The organism is Streptomyces sp. SYP-A7185 (assembly GCF_046103685.1).
Lineage (GTDB): Bacteria > Actinomycetota > Actinomycetes > Streptomycetales > Streptomycetaceae > Streptomyces.
This window is the reverse complement of record NZ_CP122310.1, coordinates 8,077,872-8,098,707: the sequence shown is the minus strand read 5'-3', so window position 1 is coordinate 8,098,707 and position 20,836 is coordinate 8,077,872. Positions and strand designations below refer to the sequence as shown.

The 20,836-nt window shown below is 73.5% G+C and carries 7 protein-coding genes; all 7 read right to left on the bottom strand.

Translation table 11 applies throughout. From position 1 onward, the window contains the following. Nucleotides 1-21: 21 nt before the first annotated feature. Nucleotides 22-990, bottom strand: a complete 969-nt coding sequence (locus tag QBL25_RS35320) for an ATP-binding cassette domain-containing protein (protein ID WP_409061016.1) — start codon at nucleotides 988-990, stop codon at nucleotides 22-24. Then, nucleotides 987-1,205 carry an MbtH family protein gene (locus QBL25_RS35315; RefSeq protein ID WP_409061015.1) on the bottom strand — a complete coding sequence of 73 codons (219 nt, stop codon included), beginning with the start codon at nucleotides 1,203-1,205 and terminating at the stop codon, nucleotides 987-989. Before QBL25_RS35315 ends, QBL25_RS35320 begins: the two co-directional genes overlap by 4 nt. A 45-nt stretch (nucleotides 1,206-1,250) precedes the next feature. Further along, nucleotides 1,251-2,483 (bottom strand): cytochrome P450, encoded by a 1,233-nt coding sequence (locus QBL25_RS35310; RefSeq protein WP_409061014.1) that lies wholly within the window; start codon nucleotides 2,481-2,483, stop codon nucleotides 1,251-1,253. A 40-nt stretch (nucleotides 2,484-2,523) separates the two neighbouring features. Beyond that, a complete protein-coding gene (locus QBL25_RS35305) occupies nucleotides 2,524-3,342 on the bottom strand; it encodes an ABC transporter permease (RefSeq protein WP_409061013.1) in 819 nt (272 codons plus the stop codon). A gap of 63 nt (nucleotides 3,343-3,405) precedes the next feature. Continuing rightward, nucleotides 3,406-15,153, bottom strand: a complete 11,748-nt coding sequence (locus tag QBL25_RS35300) for an amino acid adenylation domain-containing protein (protein WP_409061012.1) — start codon at nucleotides 15,151-15,153, stop codon at nucleotides 3,406-3,408. Further along, the gene (locus QBL25_RS35295; protein WP_409061011.1) at nucleotides 15,150-19,742 is read right to left on the bottom strand and encodes an amino acid adenylation domain-containing protein; all 4,593 of its coding nucleotides are present in this window, start codon (nucleotides 19,740-19,742) and stop codon (nucleotides 15,150-15,152) included. Before QBL25_RS35295 ends, QBL25_RS35300 begins: the two co-directional genes overlap by 4 nt. Continuing rightward, entirely contained in the window at nucleotides 19,739-20,734 is a 996-nt protein-coding gene (gene sbnA, locus QBL25_RS35290) for a 2,3-diaminopropionate biosynthesis protein SbnA (protein ID WP_409061010.1), read from the bottom strand. Before sbnA ends, QBL25_RS35295 begins: the two co-directional genes overlap by 4 nt. Nucleotides 20,735-20,836 lie beyond the last annotated feature (102 nt).

Below are 20,836 nucleotides of genomic sequence, written 5' to 3'. Positions count from 1 at the left end.
AATCTGGAAAGCGGACGGGCCTCAGCCGTTGTCGGCGGAGTGCCCGACCAGGTTGAGGAACACGTCGTCCAGCGTGGGCCTGCGGAGCATGAAGTCCGCCACGTCCACGCCCGCCTCGCGGAGCGCGACCGCGGCGGCCCCGACCCCTTGGGCGCCGTCGTTGAGCTGTACGGAGATCCGCCCGGTCAGACCGTCCACAGTGGGCGGCGACTGGGCGATCGGGACGAGCGCGTTCACGGCGGCCCGGGTGGTGGCGCTGACCGCGTCGGCGTCGACCGAGGCGACCAACTGCACCTCAAGGCGGTCCTCTCCGACCTTGCGCTTGAGCTCGTCCGGCGTGCCCGCCGCGATCACCCGGCCCGACTCGATCACCACGACCTCGTCGGCGAGCCAGTCGGCCTCGTCGAGGTACTGCGTGGTGAGCAGCACCGTCATGCCGTCGTCGACCAGGCCGCGCACGGTGCTCCACAGCACGAGCCGGCTCGCCGGGTCCAGGCCGGTGGTCGGTTCGTCGAGGAACAGCACGTCCGGCGACCCGATCAGGCAGCTGGCCAGGTCGAGCCGTCGGCGCATGCCGCCGGAGTAGGTGCCCGCCGGGCGGTCGGCGGCCTTGGTCAGCTCGAAGCGCCGGAGCAGCTCCTCGGCGCGGGCCCGTGCGGTGCGCCGGCTCATGTGCAGCAGCCGGCCGAACATCACCAGGTTCTCCCGGCCGGTGAGCAGTTCGTCGACCGCCGCGTACTGTCCGGCGAGCCCCACCCGCCTGCGCACCTGCGCCGGCTCGCGGACCACGTCGAACCCGGACACCTCGGCCCGGCCGCCGCTCGGCGCGAGCAGCGTGGACAGGATGCGGACCGCGGTCGTCTTGCCCGCGCCGTTGGGACCCAGCAGGCCGAGCACCGTGCCGGCGCGTACGTCGAGATCGATGCCGGCCAGGGCCGTCACTCCGCCATAGGTCCGGGCCAGGCCCTCGGCCCTGATGGCACTCGTCACAGCTGCGCCGCGCGATCCCGCAGGGACTTGGGCCGCATGTCGGTCCAGTTCTGCTCCACGTACTCCACCGCCTCGGCCCGGGTGCTCTTGTCGTGCACGACGGTCCAGCCGTCCGGCACGTCGGCGAACGACGGCCAGAGCGAGTACTGCTCCTCCGCGTTGGCCAGAACCAAGAAGGTGCCGTTCTCGTCGTCGAAAGGATTTCCGCTGCTCATTTCCCCACTCCTCCGCTATGCGATGTCACCGTTCCGCCGTCCCTTTCAGCGTTCCGCGGTCAATGCCACCGGCAGCCCCAGATATCCGTAGACGAAATTGGAATAGAGCCGCCGCGGCTCACCGCGCAGTTCGATCCGGGCGACCTGGTCGCGCAGCGCCTCCAGTACCGCGGACACGTGCGCGCGTCCCAGGAACGCGCCGATGCAGAAGTGCGGTCCGTGGCCGAACGTGACGTGCCGGTTGGGCTTGCGGCCCAGATCGAACCGCTGCGCGTCCGGGAAGACGTCCTCGTCGAAGTTGGCCGAGGAGTTCCACAGGGTGACCACGTCGCCCGCCCGGATCACCTGGCCGCCCAGCGGCACGTCCTCCACGGCCCGCCGCCCGAAGTGCATGGCCGGTGTCGTCCAGCGCAGCACCTCTTCGGTGGCGTCGGCGATGCTGACCTCGCCGGCCTTCAGCGCCCGCCACTGGTCGGGGTGCTGGGTGAACGCGATCAGCGCGCCGATCGAGGACATCCGGCTCGACTCGTCCGCGCCGAGCACCAGGCTGTAGCAGTTGAAGACGATCTCGTCCTCGGACAGCGGCTCGCCGTCCACGAGCCCGGTGGCCAGCGCGCTGATCACGTCGTCGCCCGGCGACGTGCGGCGCTGCTTGGCCAACTCGCCGAAGTAGAGCAGGATTTCGTTGCGGGCCAGCCACTCCTCCACCTGCGAGTCGTCCTCGTCGTAGCGGGAGAGCGTGCGGTTGTTCCACTCGACCAGCTTGCCGCGGTCGGCGACCGGGATGTCCATCAGGTCGCCGATGGTGTTGATCGGGATGTGGTCCGCGACGTCGGTGGCGAAGTCCGCCTCGCCCCGCGCGACCACGTCCGAGATGAGCTGCTGGGTGCGCCTGCGCACCAGCTGCCCGACATGCTCCAGGACGCGCGGCGAGAACGACTTGAGCATCAGCTTGCGGGTCTCGCGGTGCCGCAGGCCGTCGGTGACGGCGAGCATCTTGCCGCCCGCGGAGTCACCGCCCTGGAGCAGCGTGGACAGCACGTTGCCCTTCTCGGACGTGAACCGCTTGTTGTCCTTGTAGATCGCCTGTACGTCCTCGTACCGCGATATCGCCCAGAATCCGGGCTGGTCCTCGGCGGCCGGCGGGTTCCAGTAGACCGGGGACTTGGCCCGCAGCTCGCGCCACATCGCCTGCAGGTCCACGTCGATGAACGTGCGCGGGTCGGCCAGGTCCGGATACAGCAGGTCGTCGAGCGCGGCGGACGGGTGCGCGGTCATGACGTCTCCATCGGTGTCGAAACTCCTCGGGTGGGCCCGCTCAGTGCGTGCTGGTCCGGTAGCGCCGGATGCTGATCACGCCGGTGATCAGCAGCACGGCCGACAGGGACAGCACGACGACGAGGGCGGAGTGGGTGGAGGCGAACCCGGAGACGTTCTGCGGATTGCCCCACAGCTGGCGCACCGCCGTGACCACGGCGCTGACCGGGTTCCATTCGGCGATCGGGCGGACCAGCGCCGGCATCTTGTCGGGCGAGATGAAGCCGGTGGACAGGAACGAGAACAGCACGGCGATCAGACCGCCGACCGACTCGATGGTCTCCAGGTTGCGCCAGAGCAGGCCGAGCATGATGCCGACCCACACCATCGCGTAGATGAACACGGTCGCCACGGCGAAACCGGCGAGCACCGACAGCGGGTCGGTGTGCGGGCGCCAGCCGAGGAGGAGCCCGGCCAGGGTGACCACGGCCATGCCCATCATGCCCATCACCAGGTCGCCGAGCGAGTTGCCGATCAGCACGGTGGCCCGGGAGATCGGCAGCGAGCGCATCCGGTCGACGAGGCCGCTGCGCAGGTCCATCGCGACGGCCACCGCCGTGGGCGTGATGCCCGCGAGGCCCACCTGCATCAGCCCGCCGGCGAAGATGTACTCGGAGTAGTCGGTGTTGCCGGGCAGCACCACCGATCCGCCGAGCAGATAGCCGAACGCCACCAGGACGATGATCGGGTTCATGATGATCCCGACGAGCCGGCCGGGCGCGCGGCGCAGTCTGCGCAGCCGCCGGCCCGCCACGGTCTCGATCTCGATGAGGGCTGACGCCAGGGGGTTCTCCCGGGCCCGCACCACGTGCGTGGTCATGCCGCACTCCCTTTCATCTGGGCCTCCGGTCGCCCGGCATGGCTTCGGTTTCCTGCGGGCGCATCAGGCCGGACCGCCCTTCAGCAGGCGGTTGATCACGGTGGCCAGCCAGGCCTGCGGGGCCGGATGCATGAGGTATTCGTGCCCCACGTCCACGGCGTGCCGGGTGAGCCGCCCGGCGTACGGCAGCCAGCGCTCGGCCAGCGCCGCCTGCTCGGTCGCGTCCCGGTCGGCGGTGGCGGTCACCAGGTGCAGTTCGCCGTCGTAGCGCCGGGGTACGAACTCCCGCATGAGCGCCCCGTGCCGGTCGGAGAGCGCCAGGATGCGGCGCACCCGGTCCTCGCCGAGGGCGAGCAGGGGGTGCTCGTCGCGGCGCAGCACGTCCAGCACGTCGTCCGGGGTGAGGGCGCGGCCCTCGAACCGGGCCCGGTCGTGCCCGATCACCTCCAGGACGTTCACCAGCATCTCGGACTCGGTCCGGGTCTCCGCCGGTTGCTCGTGCTCGGGGTAGCCGTCCAGGTTCATCACCAGGGCGACGGCCTCCCCCGCCGCGCGCAACCGGACGGCGAGCTCCTGCACCACCAGGCCGCCGAACGACCAGCCGATCAGGTGGTAGGGGCCCTCGGGCTGGATCTCCCGGATGCGGACGAGATAGGAGTCGGCCAACTCGGCCACGCTTTGCGGCAGTTCGGCCGCCCCGGACAGCGCGGGCGACTGGAGGCCGTACACCGGGTGTCCGGGCTCCAGGTGCCGGGCCAGGCCGATGTACGGCAGGGCGAATCCGACGCCGCTGTGCACGAAGAACAGCGGGGCGCGGTCGCCGTCCGGGCGGATCGGCAGCACCGGGGCGACCGGGTCGAGGTCCGCGGCGTTCGAGGCGTTCGCGGCGTCCTCGAACACCCGGCCCATCGCCTCGCTCTGCCAGGCCGCCGCCCGGTCGGCGGGCTGCCGCTCCTGTGCGACCGCGGCGAGCCCGGCGGCCGTGCGGTGCGTGAACAGGTCCGCGATGTCGAGGCGGAGCCCGGCCCGTGCGGCGCGGCCGATCAGGCCGGGGGCGAGCAGTGAATGGCCGCCGAGCTCGAAGAAGTCGTCCAGGACGCCCACTTCGGGCAGGCCAAGGACCTCCGCGAAGAGGCCGCAGAGCAGCTCCTCCAGGACCGTCTCGGGGGCCCTCTGGGCGCCGGCCGTCGCCTCGGGGGCCGGCAGCGCGGCCCGGTCCACCTTGCCGTTGGGGGTCAGCGGCCAGGCGTCGAGGACGGCAAGGGCCGACGGCCGCAGGTACTCCGGCAGCCACTGGACGAGCTGGGCGCGCAGCCGCGCGGGGTCCAGCTCGGCGCCCGGCTCCGCCACCACATGGCCGAGCAGCCGCGCCCGTTCGCCGTCCACGCTCACCAGGGCGTCCCGGACGCCCGGGAGCGCGCGCAACGCGGTCTCGACCTCGCCCAGTTCGATCCGGAAGCCGCGGATCTTGACCTGGTGGTCACGGCGGCCGACGTACTCCAACTGCCCGTCGTGGCCCCAGCGCACCAGGTCGCCGGTGCGGTACATCCGCGCGCCGGCCGGGCCGAACGGGTCGGCGACGAACCGGTCGGCGGTCAGGGCGGCCCGGTCGTGGTAGCCGCGGGCGAGCCCGTCACCGGCGATGTACAGCTCGCCCAGGACGCGGTCGGGCACCGGTTGCAGCGCCGGATCGAGCACGTACAGCCGGGTGTTGGCGATCGGCAGGCCGATCGCGGGCGCCCCGGTCCGCGCGGGGTCCACCGCGGAGGCGGTGGACCAGATCGTGGTCTCGGTCGGGCCGTAGACGTTGAGCACCGAACGCGCCCGGGCGGCCAGACCGGCCGCGAGCGGCTCGCTGATCGCCTCGCCTCCGGTGACCACGCGCAGTCCGCTCAGCGCCCCGGCATCGGCGTCGAGCAGCGCCCGCCAGAGGCTGGGGGTCGCCTGCATGACGTCGATGCGCTCGTCCGTGATCAGCGCCGCGAGTGCCTGCGCGTCCCGTACGGCCGCCTGGTCCGCGAGCACGAGTTCGCTGCCCGCCAGGAGCGGCACGAAGAGCTCCAGGTTGGCGATGTCGAAGCCGAACGTGGTGGTCGCGAGGAAACGCTCGCCCGCCGCGACCTCCAGCCGTGCGCGCATGTCGGCCAGCAGGTTGCGCAGCGCGCCGTGCGGCACGCAGACGCCCTTGGGGCGGCCGGTCGACCCGGAGGTGTAGATCAGGTAGGCCGCGTGGCCGGGCAGCAGGCCGGCGGGCTCCGCGGGAGCGGGCTCGTCGGACGCGTGCGGCGCGTCCACCAGGAGGCGGGGCACGTCGGTGTCCGGCAGCGCGGCCGAGGTCGCCGTGTCGGTGACCACGAGGAGCGGTCGGGCGTCCTGGAGCATGTAGCGGACGCGGTCGGCCGGGTGCTCGGGGTCCAGGGGCAGGTACGCGGCCCCGGCGCGCACCACCGCGAGCGCGGCGACCACCAGGTCCGCCGTGCGCGGCAGCGCGATGCCGATGACCGTCTCGGGACCGGCGCCCCGCGCCAGGAGCGCGGCGGCCAGATCGCCGGCCCGCCCGTCCAGTTCCCGGTAGGTGAGCACGTCCGCGCCGCAGCGCAGCGCCACCTGGTCCGGGGTGCGGCGCACCGACTCGGCGAACAGGCCGGGCAGCAGAGCGGCCGGCACGTCGGCGGTGGTGTCGTTGCGCCGCACCAGGACGCGCTCGCGCTCGCCCGGTTCGAGCACCGTCGTCGCGCTCAGCCGCGCGTCCGGCCGGTCGGCGACCGCGCGAAGCAGCCGGATCAGCCGCTCGCCAAGACGCTGCGCCGACGCCCGCGTGAAGAGGTCCGAGCTGTACACCAAGGCGCCCGCGATGCCGCCCGGTTCGCCGTCGGGCCGGCGCTCGAACAGGTCGAAGGCCAGGTCCACCTTGGGCCGCGTGTTGTGCAGCGGTTCCTCGCGGGAGTCGAGTCCCGGCAGCCCCGGCACCGAGCTGCCGTCGTCCGCGGTGAACTGCACGAGCACCTGGAACAACGGGTGCCTGGCAAGCGACCGGGCCGGGTTGAGCTCCTCCACGAGGTACTCGAACGGCACGTCCTGGCGTGCGTACGCGGCCAGGTCGGTCTCCCGCACCCGGGCCAGGAGGTCGCTGAAGCTGGGGTCGCCGCTGGTGTCGGTGCGCAGGACGAGCGTGTTCACGAAGAACCCGATCATCTCGTGCAGGCCCTCGTCGTCGCGTCCCGCGACCGTGCTGCCCAGCGGGATGTCCGTCCCCGCGCCCAGCTTGGTGAGCAGGGCCGCGACGGCGGCCTGGGTGACCATGAACAGCGTGCTGTTGTGCTCCTGGGCCAGCTTGGCCAGGGCGCGGTGCAGATCGGCGTCGAGATCGAAGCGGACCATGTCGCCCGAGTGGCCGCCCACCGCGGGCCGCGCGAAGTCGCGCGGCAGCTCCAGTTCGTCCGGCAGGTCGGCGAGCACCTCGCACCACTCGGCCAGTTGCGCGGACAGCGGGCCGTCCGCGGCACGCTCGGAGCCGAACAGCTCGCGCTGCCACACCGCGAAGTCCGTGTACTGGAGAGCTTCGGGCGCCCAGTCGGGCGCGCCGCCCGCGAGGCGCTCGGTGTAGGCGTCGGCGAACTGCCGCAGCAGCGGTCCGGTCGACACGCCGTCCACCGCGATGTGGTGGAACACGACCAGCGTCACCGACTCGCCGTCGTCGAGCCGGTACAGGTGGGCCCGCACCGGGCACTCGGTCTCCAGGTCGAAGCCGCGGTCCACCTCGCGGGCCAGCTCGGCAGCGAGGTCGGCGGCCGGCAGGTCGACGACCCGCAGGCGCGGCCGGAACTGCGGGGTGGGCACCTGGTGCGGCACTCCGTCGGCGTCCTTGGGGAAGACGGTGTGCAGGATCTGGTGGCGGGCCACCACGTCGCCGAGCGCCGCCTCGAACGCCCGCGGGTCGGGCACGCCCGCATGACGCATCGCCACGGGCACGTTGTAGGTGCCGGTGCCGCCTTCGGCCATGTGGTTGAGGAACCACAGCCTGCGCTGCGCGAACGACAGCGGCCAGTGCTCGCCCTCGGCGAGCGGGGCCGCGGGCCGCAGCGCCGGCCGGCCCGTCCGCTCGGCCTCCGGCAGCAGCGCCGCGAGCGCGGCCGGGGTGGACGCCTCGAACAGCGCGCGCACCGGCAGGTCGACGCCGATCTCGGCGCGCAGCCGGCCCAGCGCGAAGATGGCGAGCAGCGAGTGCCCGCCCAGCTCGAAGAAGTCGTCGTCGAGACCGACGGCGGCCCGGCCGAGCACCTCCGCGAACACGGTGCACACCAGCCGCTCCGCCGGGGTGCGCGGTGCGCGGCTCTCCCCGGAGACGCCCGGCTCGATGGCCGTCAGGCCCGCCCGGTCCACCTTGCCGTTGGCCGTCAGGGGCAGCTCGTCGAGCAGCAGCAGCGCCGAGGGCACCATGTAGTCGGGCAGCACCGCCGCGAGGTCGGCCTTGATGACGGAGGTGGCCGGCACCTGCGCGCCCGGCACGGGCACGACGTAACCGGACAGCCAGGTGCCGCCCTCCTTGCCGTCCACGCGGACCGCGGCCTCCTTGACGTAGGGCAGCGTGCGCAGCGCGGTCTCGACCTCGCTCAGCTCGATGCGGAACCCGCGCACCTTGACCTGGTCGTCGAGGCGGCCGAGGAACTCCAGGTCGCCGTCGGCGCCCCAGCGCACCACGTCGCCGGTGCGGTACATCCGGCTGCCGTCCGCCGCGGCCGGGTCGGCCACGAAGGCGGTGGCGGTGCGGGCGGCCAGGCCCAGGTAGCCGATGCCGACGCCGGTGCCGCTCACGTACAGGTCGCCGGGGACGCCGCAGGGCACCGGGCGCAGGTCGGCGCCGAGCACGTGCAGGGTGGTGTTGCGCAGCGGCCTGCCGATGGGGACGCGCCGGTCCGCCGCCAGCGGGGTGCGCAGCACGGCGTGGGTGACGTCGTCGGAGCACTCGGTGGGGCCGTAGCAGTTCATCAGCGGCACGTGCGGGAAGGTGGTCAGCCAGCGGTTGGCCAGGTCCTGCGGCAGTGCCTCGCCGGTGATCGCCAGCCAGCGCAGCGGACCCAGATCCGGCCGGGTGCCGTCGGTCTCCCACCGGTCCAGGGCCGCCGACAGGAGGGAGGGGAGCACTTCGAGGACGGTGACGCCCCCGGCGCGTGCCGTCTCGAACAGGGCGCGCGGCTCACGGGCCACGTCGCGGTCGACCACCCGCACCACCCCGCCGGCCAGCAGCGGCGCCAGCATCTGCCACACCGAGATGTCGACGGTGACCGGCGCGTTGTGCAGGAGCCGGTCGTCGGGGGTCAGGCCGAGGTCCTCGACCTTGGCGAGCAGGTGGTTGACCATGCCCGCGCGGTGGACGGCGACCGCCTTCGGGCGGCCCGTCGAACCGGACGTGAAGATCACATAGGCCATGGCTCCCGGGGCGTCCGCGTCCGGCGCGAGATCACCGGCCGCGTCCTGCCGGTCGTCGAGCCGGATCAACTCACCCCGCACCTGGTGCTGCTGGTCCAGCTCGGCCAGCAGCCGGGAGCCGAGCGCGGCATGGGTCTCGTCGACCACCAGCAGGCTCGCCCCGCTGTCCAGCAGGGTGTCGACGAGCCGGCTGGGGCTCGCCGTGACGTCCAGCGGGACATAGGCGCGCCCAGCGCCGAAGATGCCGAGCACGGCCGCGATGTGGCCCACGCCCCGTTCGGAGAGCACCGCCACGCGCTCGCTGCCGTGCAGCCGCCGCGACAGCGCACCGGCCCGGCCGACCAGTTCGGCGTACGAGGTGGTGGTGCCGTCCGGGTCGACCACCGCGACGGCGTCGGGCCGGGCGGCGGCGTGGGCCCGCACCCGGGCCACGACACCTTCGTACCGCTCCTCGGTGACCGCTCCCGTGCCCAGCTCGTGCAGGTGCGTGCGCTCCGGTGCCGGCAGGGTGCCCAGGTCGCTCAGGCGGGCCTGCGGGTCCGTGACCACTGCGGTCAGCAGAGCCAGGAAACGGTCGATGGTGCGCTGCGCGGTGCTGCGGGCGTACAGCTCGGTGCGGTACTCCAGGACACCGACCATCGAGCTGGGCTCGCCGTCGACGAAGCACTCGTCGAGCAGCAGCGACAGGTCGAACTTGGCGCGGCGCAACGGCACCGGCTCCACCGAGCCGAACAGCGCGGCCGCCTCGGCGCTCGTGTCCACGCGGCTGGTCATCGTCAGCATGTACTGGAACAGGGGCTGGCGGGTCAGCGAGCGGTTCGGGTTGAGCGCCTCGACCAGGTGCTCGAAGGGCAGGTCCTGGTGGGCGTACGCGGCCAGGTCCGTCTCCCGCACCCGGCCCACCAGTTCGGCGAACGTCGGGTCGCCGCTGGTGTCGGTCCGCAGCACCAGGGTGTTCACGAAGAACCCGATCAGGTCCTCAAGTGCTTCGTCGTCCCGGCCGCCGACCGGTGCGCCGAGCGGGATGTCGGTGCCCGCGCCGAGCCGGGTGAGCAGCGTCGCGAACGCCGCCTGGACCACCATGAACAAGCTGGCGTCGAGATCGGCGGCCAGCCGGGTCAGCGCGGCGTGCAGCTGCGCCGGGACCTCGAAGGGCAGCTCCTCGCCCTCGTACCGGGACGCGGCGGGCCGCAGGTAGTCCGTCGCGAGGTCCAGGGCCTCCGGGACCCCTTCCAGGGCCTTGCTCCAGTAGGCGAGCTGGCGCGTGGACTCGCTCTCCGGGTCGTCGGTGTCGCCGAGGAAGTCGCGCTGCCACACGCCGTAGTCCCCGTACTGCACGGGCAGCGGCGCCCAGTCGGGGGTGTGGCCCGCGATCCGCGCCTCGTACGCGGTGCACAGGTCCCGCACCAGCGGAGTGATCGACCCGCCGTCGAAGGCGATGTGATGGATCACCAGGAGCAGGACGTGCCCGCCGCCGTCCACCTCGTACAGCAGGCAGCGCAGCGGCGCCTCGGTCAGGTCGATCCTGATGTCCGCCTGGTTCGCGAGTTCCTCGTCCAGGGCGTCGGCCGCGATCCGCCGGACGGTGACCGGCACCTCGGGCAGCGGGTCGAGGACCCGCTGGGCGGCGAGGCCGCCGTCGTCGGCGTACACGGTGCGCAGCACCTCGTGCCGTGCGGTCACGTCGGCCAGGGCCGCGCGCAGGGCGGGCTGGTCGGCGGCCTCGGACAGGCGCACGGCGATCGGCACGTTGTACATGCCGGCGGCCTCGTCCTCCTGGAGCCGGTCCAGGAACCACAGGCGCTGCTGCGCGAAGGACAGACCGGCGGGGCCGTCCTCGCGGGGTGCGGGCAGCAGCGGCGGGCGGGCCGCCGCCGCGCCGCCGATCCGCAGGGCCAGGCCCGCGACGTTGGGCGCCTCGAACAGGGCCCGGATCGGCACCTCCAGGTTCAGCATCGACCGCAGCCGGGCGATCACCTTGGTGGCGAGCAGCGAGTGCCCGCCCAGGACGAAGAAGTCGTCGTCGATGCCGACCGAGTCCAGGCCGAGCACGTCGGCGAAGACGAACGCCAGGCTCTTCTCCAGCGGGGTGCGCGGCGCGCGGCCCACGGGCCGTGCCACGGCGCCCGGTGCGGGCAGCGCCGCCCGGTCCACCTTGCCGTTCGGGGTCAGGGGCAGGGTTTCGAGAGCGACCAGGGCGGCGGGCACCATGTAGTCGGGCAGCGAGCCGGACACGTGCTCGCGCACCAGGTCCACGTCGGGCAGCTCACCGCCGGGCACCGCCACGACATAGCCGACCAGGCGCTTGCCGCCGTTGTCCTCGCCGAGCACCACGGATGCGTCGCCGACCGCGGGCGCGCCGCGCAGCGCGGCCTCGACCTCGCCCAGTTCGATCCGGTACCCGCGCAGCTTCACCTGGTCGTCCACGCGGCCCACGTAGTGCAGGACCCCGTGCTGGTCCCAGCGGGCCAGGTCCCCGGTGCGGTACATCCGCTCGCCCGCCGGGTCGAAGGGGGAGGCCACGAAGCGGGTCGCGGTGAAGTCCGGGCGGTTGAGGTAGCCGCGGGCCAGGCCGCCGCTGACGTAGATCTCCCCGGTGACGCCGGCGGGCACGGGGCGCAGCGCGGAGTCCAGGAGGTAGACGCGGTGTGCCGCCAGCGGGCGGCCGATCGAGGGGCGCTCGGGGCCATGCAGGGGGCCCGCGCAGGTGGAGGCGAGGACGGTCTCGGTCGGGCCGTAGCCGTTGAACATCCGGACGCTCCGCGACCAGCGGGTCACGACCTCCTTCTGGCAGGCCTCACCCGCGACGACCATCGTCAGGTCGGCGGGCAGGGTGCTGCCGTCGGGCAGGGCCGCGGCGACCGCGGGCGGGAACGCGAGGAGGTTGACCCGCTGCTCCGCGATCAGGTCGACCAGGGCCGGGCCGGGCAGCCGGCTCAGCTCGTCGGTCAGCACCAGCGTGCCACCGCCGAGCAGCGCCATCGACCACTCCCAGATCGACGCGTCGAAGCTGGAGGGCGCGAACTGCAGCATCCGGGTGCCCGGCACGACGTCGAACTGCACGATCAGGTCGAAGACCATCTTGGTGAAGCCGAGGTGGTCGACCACCACGCCCTTGGGCCGCCCGGTCGAGCCGGAGGTGTAGATGACGTACGCGGCGTCGGTGGGCAGCAGCGGCCGGGTGCGCTCGGCGTCGGTGATGCCGCCCGCGGGGCGCGCGGCCACCCGCGCCGCGCAGTCCGGGTCGTCGACCAGGACCATCTCGGCGTCGCTCGCCGGCAGCGCGCCGCCGATGTCCACGGTCGACACGATCACGGCGGGCCGGGCGTCGCCCAGCATGAAGGCGATCCGGTCGGCCGGGTACTGCGGGTCGACCGGGACGTAGGCGGCGCCGGCCTTCTGCGTGGCGAGGACCGACACCAGCAGTTCGGGGGTGCGCGGCAGCACCAGGGCGACGATCGTGTCGGGGCCCGCGCCCCGGTCGAGGAGTTCGCGCGCCATGCGGTCGGCGCGCGCGTCCAGTTCGGCGTAGCTCATCGTGCCGTCGGTCCAGCTGAGCGCCGGCGCGTCCGGCGCGGCGGCGACCCGCTCGGCGAACAGGGTCGGTACGTCGCACACGCGGCGCTCGGCGATGGTCCCGGCCCACGGGCCGAGGATCTCGCCGCGCTCGTCGGCGGTGAGCGCGTCCAGTGTGCCCAGCGGCAGGTCCGCGTCGTCCACCACGGTGGCGAGGAGCTTGATGAGGCGCTGCGCCACGCGTTCGCTCGCGTCCGGCCCGAACAGGTCGGGGCGGTAGGCCAGTTGCAGCTTGATCCGGTCGCCCGGGTGCACGAGCAGCGCCATGGAGTACTCGCCGGAGAGCTCGGCGCGGACGTCGTCCACCGCGAGGTCCGGCACGATCGCGCTGAGCTCGGCGATGTCGGTGGGGTAGTTCTGGATGGTCACCGACGTGTCGAGGAGCTTGCGGATCCCGGTCAGGCGCTGGATGTCGCCGAGGCCGAGGTGCTGGTGCTCGGTCAGGCCCAGCTGCTGGTCCTGGAGGTCGGCCGCCACCTCGGCGAACGAGCGGTAGGGGTCCAGGCGCACCGGCACCGGCAGGGTGTTGACGAACATGCCGACCATCGCGTCGACCCCGGACAGGTCGGCAGGGCGGCCGGACTGCACGCTGCCGAACACCACGTCCCGGCTCGCGGTGAGCTGGCCGACCAGGATCGCCCAGCAGGAGTGCATGACGGTGCCCAGCGTGAGGTTGCGGCCGCGGGCGAACCGGGTGACCGCCGACGTCAGCTCCGCCGACAGGTCGAAGAACAGGTGCTCGGGCCGGACCGGCGGGACCTCGTCGCCGTGCGGCGAGATCAGCGTCCCCTCGGAGACGTTGGCCATCGCGGCCCGCCACGCCTGCTCGGCGGCCGCGTCGTCACGGCCGTCGAGCCACGCCAGGTAGTCCTGGTAGGGCCGGGGTTCGGTGAACTCCGCCGTGCCGCCGCGGTAGGCGGACAGCAGCTCGCGCAGCACGATCGGGGTGGACCAGCCGTCGGCGACGATGTGGTGGAACGTCCACAGCAGGCGGTGGCGGTCCTGGCCGGTGCGGATCAGCGTGAACCGCATGAGCGGCGCCGCCGCCAGCTCGACGCCGCGGTCCCGGTCGGCGGCGGCGAACGCGGCGAGCTCCTCCTCGGAAGCCCCGCTCATGTCCAGCTGCGACCAGGGCAGTTCGACCGACTCGGGCACGACCTGCAACTGCTCGCCGGTGGCGCTGTAGCGGAAGCAGCAGCGCAGGTTGACGTGCCGGTCAAGGAGGCCGGCCGTGGCGGCGCGCAGCCGCTCGGCGTCCAGCGGGCCCGTCAGGTCCAGGAGCACCTGGACGTGGTAGACGTCCAGCTCGTTCTTGTGCAGGCCCGCGTGGAACAGCATGCCCTTCTGCAACGGCGACAGGGGAAGGACGTCCTGGAGCGGGCCGAGGTCGGCTTCGAGCGCCTCGATCTCGCGCTGGGTCAGCGTGGAGACGGTCAGGTCGGAGGGGGTACGGCCGCCCGCGCCGGGCGTGGCGGTGTGCTCGGCCAGCAGGTCGAGGAGCCGCAGCCACTCGGCGGCCAGCTCCTCGCCGCCGGGCAGCAGGTCGGGCAGGTAGGCCCAGTCGGCGACCAGCCTGCCGTCGTGTACCGCCACGGTCACGCTCACCACATGGCCGGCCGGGGTGGCCGGATCGGCCTCGGCGACCAGCGGGCCGGGCAGCTCGCCGTCGAACCGCAGGCGCACCTGCGGGGTGCCGCGCCGGGCGAGCACGCCGCCGGTCTGCGCGTTGAGGTGGCGCAGCACGCCGTAGCCGGCGCCGCCTCCGGGCAGCGCGCGCAGTTGTTCCTTGATCCGCTTGACGACGTCGTCCAGGTCGGCCTCACCGGCCGCGAGGTCCTCGGGGTAGGGCACGACCGCGTCCGCAAGGACCGGGAAGCCGCTGGTGCAGCGGCCCACCGTACGGCCCAGGTCCAGTCCCCCGGCGGTGCGCTCCGGGCCGTATCCGTCCAGCTCGACGAGTACGGCGGTGCGGCCCGCGTCGGCCTCGCCGCGGTGGGCGGAGCCGGCCAGCGCGAGCGCGGCGAGCAGGGCGTCCTCGGTGGTCGCGTGGAACGCCGACGGCAGCGCGGAGAGCAGCGCCTTGCTGGTGTCGGCGGACACCTCCTGGCGGAAGTGGCGCAGGGCGCCCACGGTGTGCGTGGCCGGGTCGAGCACGGCGTCGGGCACCAACTGGGCGTCGGAGTCGAGCTGTTCGGTCCACGACGGCAGTTCGCGCACCCGGCGACCCGCACGGGCCTGCCCGGCCAGCTCGGCGGCCCAGACCTGGTAGGGCGCGGGCACCTCCGCGGCCACCGGCACCCGGCCCGCGACGGCGTCACGGCACCCGGTGAGCAGGTCACCGGCGAGCACCCGCCAGGACGCGGCGTCCGCCACCAGCTCGTGCGCGAGGAGCAGGATCCGCCCTCCGGTGAGCACCACCTGAAGGGCGATGCCCGCGCCGATGTCCAGGCGGCGCCGTGCGGCCGCGGCCAGTTCGGCCGGGTCCGCGGTCGCGGCGGCCTCCGTCACGATGCCGTCCGCGCGCACCGCGTCCGCCGAGCGCACGCCGAGCGTCAACAGGCCCTCGAACGGCTCGGTCAGCCGCAGCCGCAGCGCTTCGTGCCGGTCGACGAGTGCTTGTACGGCCACGGTGAGCGCGGCCAGGTCGGTGCCGTCCGGCGCGTCCAGGACGAGGTACTCGCCCGTGTGTGCGGCGGGCCCCGGCAGTGCGCCGGCCCGGTCCCGCAGCCGCTGCACGGACGGGGTGAGCGCGACCTCGCGCACGTCGCTCCGCACGTCCTCCACTGCCCTCTCCGGCTGTGTCACGCTGTCTCCTTACCATCGAGGCCGCAGTGGACGACCAGGGCACGCAACGCCCGGAACCAGGTGTGCGCGATGTCCTCGGCTTCCGCGTCGGCGAACAGCTCGCCCGCCCAGAGCCAGTCGGCGACCAAGTGCGGCCCGTCGGGCCGGTCCTCGGTCACGGGGGTGACGGCCAGGACGTGCCGCAGCGGCATGTCCTGGCTGGTGGCGGTGCTGATCACCGCGTTGCCTCCGTCCAGGCGCCAGGCGCCCGTCCCGGCGCCCGCGGTGAACCGGCCCAGGTAGTTCAGGCCGATCTCGGGTGGCGCGAACCGCGCGAGGGCGGTCTCCGTCTGCGGGTTGAGGTAGCGCAGCAGGCCGTAGCCCAGGCCGCGGTCGGGTGCGGCGTAGGTACGTCCCGCGAGCCGGCCCAGGGCGGGGCCGCCCGCCCACAGGACGTCCCAGTCCGGTGCCGTGCCGTCGGCCGCCAGGTCGAGCCGTACGGGGAAGATGCTCGTGAACCAGCCCACGGTGCGGGCCAGGTCCTCGTCGGCCAGCGGTTCGCGGCCGTGGCCCTCCAGCTCCACCAGGACCTGGTCGGCGGGCTCGCCCTTGCGGCGGCGCCAGTCGGCGACGGCGATGCCCAGCGCGGTCAGCAGGACGTCGTTGACCTCGACGCCCAGGGCGGCCGGGGCCGCGCCGAGCAGCGGCCGGGTCACCTCCGGCGGCAGGACGAGGCGCAGCGAGCGGCCGGTGGTGTAGGTGTCGCGCAGCGGGTCGAGCGGCCGGTCGGCCAGCGGCGGGCCGGGGTCCCGCACCTGTTCGAGCCAGAGGGGGAACTCCGCGATGCGGGCGCTGGAGCGGGCGTCGTGGCCCAGCGCGCGGCACCACTGGCGGTAGGAGGTGCCCACGGCGGCGAGGTCGACGGCGCCGTCGGTGACCACGGACTCCCAGGCCTCGCGCAGGTCGGGCACCAGGACGCGCCACGAGACGCCGTCCACGCACAGGTGGTTGACCAGCCACAGCAGCCGGTCCGGGCCGCCGTCGGCCCCGCGCACCAGCAGCGCCTGGGTGACGATGCCGCGCTCGGGGTCCAGACGGTCCTGGGCGGCCGCCGCGAGGTCGGGGACCGGCGCGGCGGCGGCCTCGGTGAGCACGTCGCCGGCTTTCACGGCGCCGGGCGGCAGGGTCTCCATGACCCACTGTCCGGCGACGGGGACGCTCACTTGCAGGCGCAGCGCGTCATGGTGGTCCAGGACGGCCTGGAGCGCGAAGGAGAGCTGGTCGAGGTCGACGCCGGACGGGAGCTCGAAGACCACGTACTGGCCATAGCGGCGCGCGGCGTCGGGCAGTCCGTCGGCCGCCAACAGCGCCAGGTCGTCGCGGAGTTGCGCGGTCACCGGCGGGGATTCGATCTCGCCGACGCCGTCCTCCGGGCGTGGCGCCGACGCGTGGCGCACCGGCACGGCCGCCGCGGCGATCGCGGCGGGGGTCTTCAGCCGGAAGATCTGCTGCGGGGTCACCAGGAGGCCTTCGCGGCTGATCCTGCTGGACACCTGGATGGAGATGATGCTGTCGCCGCCCAGGTCGAAGAAGTTGTCGCCGGGGGTGATCGCGGGCAGACCGAGCACGTCGGCGAAGAGCCGGCACAGCAGCGCCTCCTCCGGCGTCGCCGGGCCCCGGCCCTCGCCCGCCTTGGCCACCTCGACCAGTTCCGGCTCGGGAAGCGCCTTGCGGTCCACCTTGCCGTGCGCGGTCAGCGGCAGCTCGGGCAGGATCACCAGGACGGACGGCACCATGTACTCCGGGAGCACCGCGCCGAGTTGCTCGCGCAGCAGCTCCGGGTCGGCCTGTGCGCCCTCGGTGGGCACCACGTAGCCGACGAGGCGCTGCCGGCCGGCCTCGCCGAAGACGGCCGCGGCGGCGTCGCGCACCTGCGGCAGCGGGCGCAGCGCGGCCTCGACCTCGCCCAGTTCGATGCGGTTGCCGCGCACCTTGACCTGGTGGTCGCGGCGCTCCAGGAACTCCAGCTGCCCGTCGGGCCGCCACACCACCCGGTCGCCGGTGCGGTACATCCGTCCGCCGCCGCCCGCGAACGGGTCGGGCAGGAACGTCGTCGCGGTCTTCGCCGGGTCGCCGAGGTAGCCGCGGCCGACGCCGCGACCGCCGACGTACAGCTCGCCGATGGCGCCGCGCGGCACGGCGCACAGGTCGTCGCCCAGGACGTACAGGGAGGTGTTGCGGACCGCGCGGCCGATCGGCACGCGGCGCTGGGCCGAGCCGGTGGTGCCGTCCTCGGCGGTGAGCACCGCGTGCGTGACGTCGTCCGAACACTCGGTGGGCCCGTAGGCGTTCATGACCGGGATGTCTGGCTCGCGGGCGAACCAGCGGCGGCACAGGTCGACGGGCATGGCCTCGCCGGTCACCAGGAGCCAGCGCACGGTGCTCAGGCGCGGGCCGCCGTCCAGGGCGTCCCAGGAGTCCAGGGCGGCCCGCAGCAGCGACGGCACCACCTCGACCACGGTGACGCCCTCGTCGACGACCAGCGGGAACAGCAGGTTCGGGTCGGCGGCGACGTCACGGGGCACGATGCGCACCCGGCCGCCGACCAGCAGGCCCGCGAACAGCTGCCAGACGGAGATGTCGAAGGTGAGCGGCGCGTTCTCCAGGACCGTGTCGGCCGAGGTCAGACCCAGGTCCTCGATCTTGGCGCGCAGGTGGTTGACCATGCCCCCGTGGTGCACCATGGCGCCCTTCGGGGTGCCCGTGGAGCCGGAGGTGAAGATGACGTACGCCAACTCGTCCGCGTCGTCGGGCAGTTCGGTCAGGTCGTGGTCCTCGGCTTCGTCGAGGAGCACGATCTCGGCTGCGGTACCGGCCGCGATCTCGGTGGCCAGCTCTAGGTTCTCCGCGTCCACCAGGAGGTGGCCGATCTCGTTGGCCGCCACCATGCCGGCGGTGCGTGCGGCGGGGGCCCGCACGTCCAGCGGCACGTAGGCCGCGCCTGCGCCCCAGGTGCCGAGCACTCCGACGACGAAGGCGGCGCTCGGTCCCGCGAGCACCCCGACGAGTCCGGATTCCGGCAGCCGCCGCGTCAACGCGTTGGCCCGCGCGACGAGTTGTGCGTACGTCACCTCGCGCGGCGCGGGGCCGGGGCCGTCGACCAGGGCCACCGCTTCGGGCTGCCGTGCGGCGATCTCGCGGATCGCCGCGGGGACGCTCAGGTGCGCGTCGTCGTGCACCGGGCCCGCGGACATGCGGTCGTAGTGGCCGGCCTCGATCGCGTCGAGCAGCGGCACCTGGCCCACGGGCGTGCGCTCGGCGGATCCGGTGAACGGGGCGAGGAACGCGGCGAACCGGTCGAGGTGGTCGGTCACCTCGTCCGGGTGGTACAGGTCCGGGTTGCCGTTGACGCTCAGGCGCAGGTCGGCGCCGGGGCTGTCGACGGTGGTCACCATCAGGTCGCCCACCAGGCCGGTGGTGAGGTTCTCCACCGTCGCCGTGCACGGGCCCATGTCCAGCGAGGTGAGCAGCGGCAGCATGTTCACGAACGGTCCCGCGGGCCAGCGGTCGTCGGCGTGCAGCCCCAGGTCGCGGCGGATCGCGCCGACCCGGTAGCGCTGGTGGCGCAGCAGTCCCGCGAGGTCCACGGCGGTGCGGCGCAGCAGTTCGGGGCGGGTCTCCGTACGGTCGACGCGCACCGCCATCGGCAGGAAGTTCGCGGTCATCCCGGGGACCTTGAGGGCGCTCGCGCTCGTCCGGGCGCTCGCCGCGACGGTCAGCGTCACCTCCGGGGCGCCGGTGATCCGGCTGGTGTAGAGGGCGGTCGCGGCGATCAGGAGCGCGCCGGTGCTCACCCCGGCCTCGGTGGCGGCGCCGCGTACGGCGGCGGAGACCCGCTCGTCCAGGACCCGGGTGCGGCGCAGGAACGCACGGGGCAGCGCGTCCACGGGCGAGCGCGTGGACAGCGTGGTCGCCGCGCTGGGCCGCGGGAAGCGCTCCTGCCAGAACTTCCGGTCGCGCTCCTCGAAGCGTGACCCGAGGTAGGACTCCTCCTCCTCGATGAGCAGCCGCAGCGGCGGCAGCGCGCCCTGGCCCGGGTCGCCGCCCGTGGCACGGCTCGCGTAGATCTCCGCGAACCGGCGCCAGTACACGACGTGGCTGTAGCCGTCGCTGATCGCGTGGTGGATGCACAGGTACAGCTGGGTCCGTTCGAGGCCCAGGCGCAGCGCGGCCAGCCGCATCAGCGGGAACTCGGTCATCGCGAAGGGGCGCACCAGGTCGGCGTTCATCCACTGCCGGGCCGCGGCCTCGGGGTCGGGCTCCGCGGACAGGTCGTGCCACGTCATCGGCAGGACGGCCAGGGCCTGCACGGTCTGCCGGGGCAGCCCGTCCTGCTCGACGAACCGCAGCCGCGTGCACTCCGCCTCGTCCACCAGCTGCCGTACGGAGGCTTCCAGGACGGCGGTGTCCACCGGGCCGCGGATGTCCACGCACGCACCGGAGTTGTAGGCCGGTGACCCGCCGGAGAACTGCTCGTCGTACCAGATCTCCGCCTGGCCGGCCATCAGCGGGAACACCGTCCGCTGCTCCTGTGCCGCTGCCGCTGTCACGACTGCCTCCCGTCGGTGGCGGGCTGCGCCACGGCCGGCGCCAGCGCCCCGGCCCCGAAGTGCTCGGCCACCCACTCGTCGTCGTAGATGGTGTCCAGATAGCGCTCGCCGAGGTCCGGTGCGATGGCCACGGCGGTGAGGCCGCCGGCCGGCGCGTGCTCGGTGAGCCAGCGCAGCGCTCCCGCGACCACCGATCCGGTCGAACCGCCGAACAGGAAGCCGTTGCTCTGCATCGTCCGGCAGGTGCGCACGGTGTCCACCTCGGCCACCAAAAGCACCTCGTCGACGTAGGACCGGTCGAGCAGGGCGGGCCGCACGGCGGTGCCCAGGCCCGGGATCAGGCGCGGCGCCGGCGGGGAGCCGAAGGTGACCGAGCCCTCCGCGTCGACGACCACGATCCGCGCGGACGGCTTCTCCTCGCGCAGGTAGCGCGCGCATCCCATGAGCGTTCCCGTGGTGCCCGCGCCGACGAACAGCACGTCCAGCTCCGGGAACTGCTTGAGGATCTCCGGGCCCGTCGTCCGGGCGTGGGAGAGCCAGTTCGCCGGGTTGCCGTACTGGTCGAGCCAGACGTACCGGTCGTTCTCCCGGCACAGCTGCTCCACGCAGTCCAACCGGGCGCCGAGCAGGCCGCGTTCGGCGTGCGGCTCGGTCACCACGCGCACCTCGGCGCCGTGCGCCCGCATCAGCCGGCGCGCGCTCAGCGTGGAGCGCGCGTCGGTGACGCACACGAAGCCGTAGCCGTAGCTCGCCGCGACGATGCTCAGCGCGACGCCCAGGTTGCCCGACGAGCTCTCCACGATGGTCGCGCCGGGGCGCAGCACGCCGGCCCGCTCGGCCGCGCCGATCATCTCCAGGGCGGCCTTCAGCTTCACCGACCCGGCGAAGTTGAAGCCCTCGCACTTGAGGTAGAGGGACTGCCCGAACATCGGCTCCATGGCCACGAAGAGGTCCCCGACGTTGAACTCCTCGGGCCGGGTGATCACCGTCATCGCATCCCCCGGTTGTCAGCTCCGCGAAGTCGGCGGCGCGGCTTGTCGAGTATTTCGTCGTGCCCGGAAATAGCTCGTTGGATTCGACCCCCAGGAATAATC

Coding starts and splice junctions, on each gene's coding strand:
- QBL25_RS35315 (WP_409061015.1), bottom strand. CDS start 1,205: ATGAGCAGCGGAAATCCTTTCGACGACGAGAACGGCACCTTCTTGGTT.
- QBL25_RS35310 (WP_409061014.1), bottom strand. CDS start 2,483: ATGACCGCGCACCCGTCCGCCGCGCTCGACGACCTGCTGTATCCGGAC.
- QBL25_RS35305 (WP_409061013.1), bottom strand. CDS start 3,342: ATGACCACGCACGTGGTGCGGGCCCGGGAGAACCCCCTGGCGTCAGCC.
- sbnA (WP_409061010.1), bottom strand. CDS start 20,734: ATGACGGTGATCACCCGGCCCGAGGAGTTCAACGTCGGGGACCTCTTC.